The sequence below is a fragment of the Thauera sp. WH-2 genome (assembly GCF_048321015.1).
Lineage (GTDB): Bacteria > Pseudomonadota > Gammaproteobacteria > Burkholderiales > Rhodocyclaceae > Thauera.
On record NZ_JBLWFG010000021.1, the window covers coordinates 1 to 2,408 of the forward strand.

The 2,408-nt window shown below is 66.5% G+C and carries 3 protein-coding genes; all 3 read left to right on the forward strand.

Annotation, left to right across the window (positions count from 1 at the left end; genetic code table 11):
• The first annotated feature begins 84 nt into the window (after positions 1 to 84).
• Genes tnpA through tnpC form a run of 3 tightly spaced genes read left to right on the forward strand, consistent with a single transcriptional unit; the run spans position 85 to position 2,380 of the window.
• The gene (gene tnpA / locus ACNKW1_RS15645; RefSeq protein WP_004254737.1) at positions 85 to 393 is read left to right on the forward strand and encodes an IS66 family insertion sequence element accessory protein TnpA; all 309 of its coding nucleotides are present in this window, start codon (positions 85 to 87) and stop codon (positions 391 to 393) included.
• Positions 393 to 752: an IS66 family insertion sequence element accessory protein TnpB gene (tnpB, locus tag ACNKW1_RS15650; protein WP_004254732.1), complete on the forward strand. Its 360-nt coding sequence runs from the start codon at positions 393 to 395 to the stop codon at positions 750 to 752. The genes tnpA and tnpB overlap by 1 nt, the downstream gene beginning before the upstream one ends.
• A 29-nt stretch (positions 753 to 781) precedes the next feature.
• On the forward strand, positions 782 to 2,380 hold the full coding sequence (tnpC, locus tag ACNKW1_RS15655; RefSeq protein ID WP_004254728.1) for an IS66 family transposase: 1,599 nt from the start codon (positions 782 to 784) through the stop codon (positions 2,378 to 2,380).
• Positions 2,381 to 2,408 lie beyond the last annotated feature (28 nt).

Consider the following 2,408-nt stretch of genomic DNA (forward strand, 5'->3'; position numbering starts at 1 on the left):
GTAACCGGTCACTGAGCGGCGTCCTTCTCCAGCCCCCGTCCGCGCGGAACAATCCCTCCCACATTCATCAGGGAGGAGCCGGCAGTGACCAGGGCGACAGCGACCAACAACAAGTGGCGGCGGCGTAGCCGTCAGGAATGGCAAGCAGTCATCGCGCGGTTTGCCGAGAGTGGGCTGGGGGTCGAGCCGTTCTGCGCCCGTGAGGGGCTCAGCGAGTCGACCTTCCGGCGCTGGCGTAGCCTGCTGGGCGAGCCGAGTACGCAGTGCGCTGCGCCGGCGATGGAGCGCATCGGCTTCGTCGACGCCGGCACGCTCAAACTCGGCGGCACGGGACGGCTCGAGCTCCGACTCGATCTGGGCGACGGCGTGATCCTTCACCTGTCGCGCGGCTGATGTTCTTCCCCGAAGGCGCCGTCCGGGTCCATGTCTATGGCCGCCCGGTCGACATGCGCAAATCCTTCGACGGCCTGTACGCGCTCACGCGCCAAGCGCTCGGCTGCGATCCGCTCTCGGGCGAGCTGTTCGTATTCATCAACCGGCGCGGCACGCAGATGAAGGTGCTGTACTGGGACCGCACCGGATTCTGCGTGTGGGCCAAGCGCCTCGAACAGGGGCGTTTCGTGTCGAACTGGGCGCAGGTTTGCACGCGCCAGATGGACTGGACCGGGCTCAAGCTGCTGCTCGAAGGTATCGAGCCGGTCCGCTCCAAGCGCCGTTTCCGACTGCCCGAAAACGCCGTGCAACCCGCATGAATGCTGGGTTCTACGGTAAAATATGCGCCATGCCCGCGCCGCACTCCGCCCCCGTTCCGACCCTTGCCGAGGCCGCCCAGTGGGCGCCCGAGCGCGTCGTCGAACTGGCCCAGGCGCATGAGGATCTGCAGCGCCAAGTGCAGACCATCCAACATCAGCTCGAGTGGTTCCGCCGCCAGCTCTTCGGCCAGAAGAGCGAGAAGCGCGTGGTTTCACCAGACCCGGCGCAGATGCATCTGGGCGAGTTGCCGATCCCCGACACACAGCCCGACCTCCCCGGCAAGACCGTGGCGGGACACACCCGTCGTGTGTCGCGTACCGACTTCACGAACGACAAGGACGACTCGGGCTTGTTCTTCGACGAGACCCGCGTCCCAATCGAGACCATCACGCTCGCCAACCCCGAGACCGATGGACTCACCACCGACCAGTTCGAGGTGATCGGCGAGAAGGTGAGCCACCGTCTGGCGCAGCGCCCGGGCAGCTACGTGATCCTCAAGTACGTGCGCCCGGTCATCAAGCGTCGCGACACGCAGACGATCCACTGCCCGGCGGCCCCCGCCGGGGTGATCGACGGTAGCCGCGCCGACGTGAGCTTCATCGCCGGGCTCATCACCGACAAGTTCTGCTACCACCAGCCGCTGTACCGCCAGCATCAGCGGCTCGGGGACAACGGCATCCGGGTCTCGCGCCCGTGGCTCACGCAGCTCACCCACGCGGCGCTCGCGCTGCTCGAGCCGGTCTTTACGGCCCAGCTCGACTCGATCCGCGCAAGTCGCATCAAGGCGATGGACGAGACCCCGATCAAGGCCGGGCGCGCCGGCCCGGGGAAGATGAAGGGCGGCTACTTCTGGCCGGTGTATGGCGAGCGCGACGAAATCTGCTTCGCCTATCACGAGGGGCGTAGTGGCAAACACATTGCGCAGACCCTGGGGACCGACCCACCGCCCGAGGGGGCGGTGCTGCTCACCGACGGCTACGCGGCCTACGAACGTTACGCACAAAAATGCGGGCTCACGCGCGCGCAATGCTGGGCGCACTCGAGAAGAAAATTCTTCGAGGCCCAGTCGATCGAGCCCGAACGGGCGACGCAGGCATTGGAGATGATCGGCCAGCTCTACGCGGTAGAGCAGCACATCCGTGAGGCACAACTCATCGGCGAGGCACGCCGCGCATACCGGCTCGCCCAGGCCAAGCCGATGGTCGACCGGTTCTTCGACTGGGTCGGCGCCCAATTCGAATCCCAGGGGCTACTGCCGAGCTCACCGCTGACCACTGCCCTGGCCTACGTGCGTGAGCGCCGGGCCGCCCTCGAGGTCTACCTCGCCGACCCCGAGGTGCCGATCGACACCAACCACCTCGAGCGGGCGCTACGCGTAGTGCCGATGGGCCGCCGCAACTGGCTCTTCTGCTGGACCGAGGTCGGCGCGAAATACGTGGGGATCGCGCAGAGCCTGATCGCCACCTGTCGCCTGCACGACATCGACCCCTATGCCTATCTGGTCGATGTGCTCCAGCGCGTCGGCCAGCACCCTGCCGCCGATGTCGCGCAACTCACCCCAAGGCTGTGGAAGCAACACTTCGCGGCCAATCCGCTTCGATCCGATCTCCACCCGCGCTCGAAGTAGGCAAGAACGCCGCTCGGTTACCGCTTAC

Bases quoted from the DNA above. Each gene is read 5' to 3' on its own strand.
- tnpB (WP_004254732.1), top strand. From the start codon at position 393: ATGTTCTTCCCCGAAGGCGCCGTCCGGGTCCATGTCTATGGCCGCCCG.
- tnpC (WP_004254728.1), top strand. From the start codon at position 782: ATGCCCGCGCCGCACTCCGCCCCCGTTCCGACCCTTGCCGAGGCCGCC.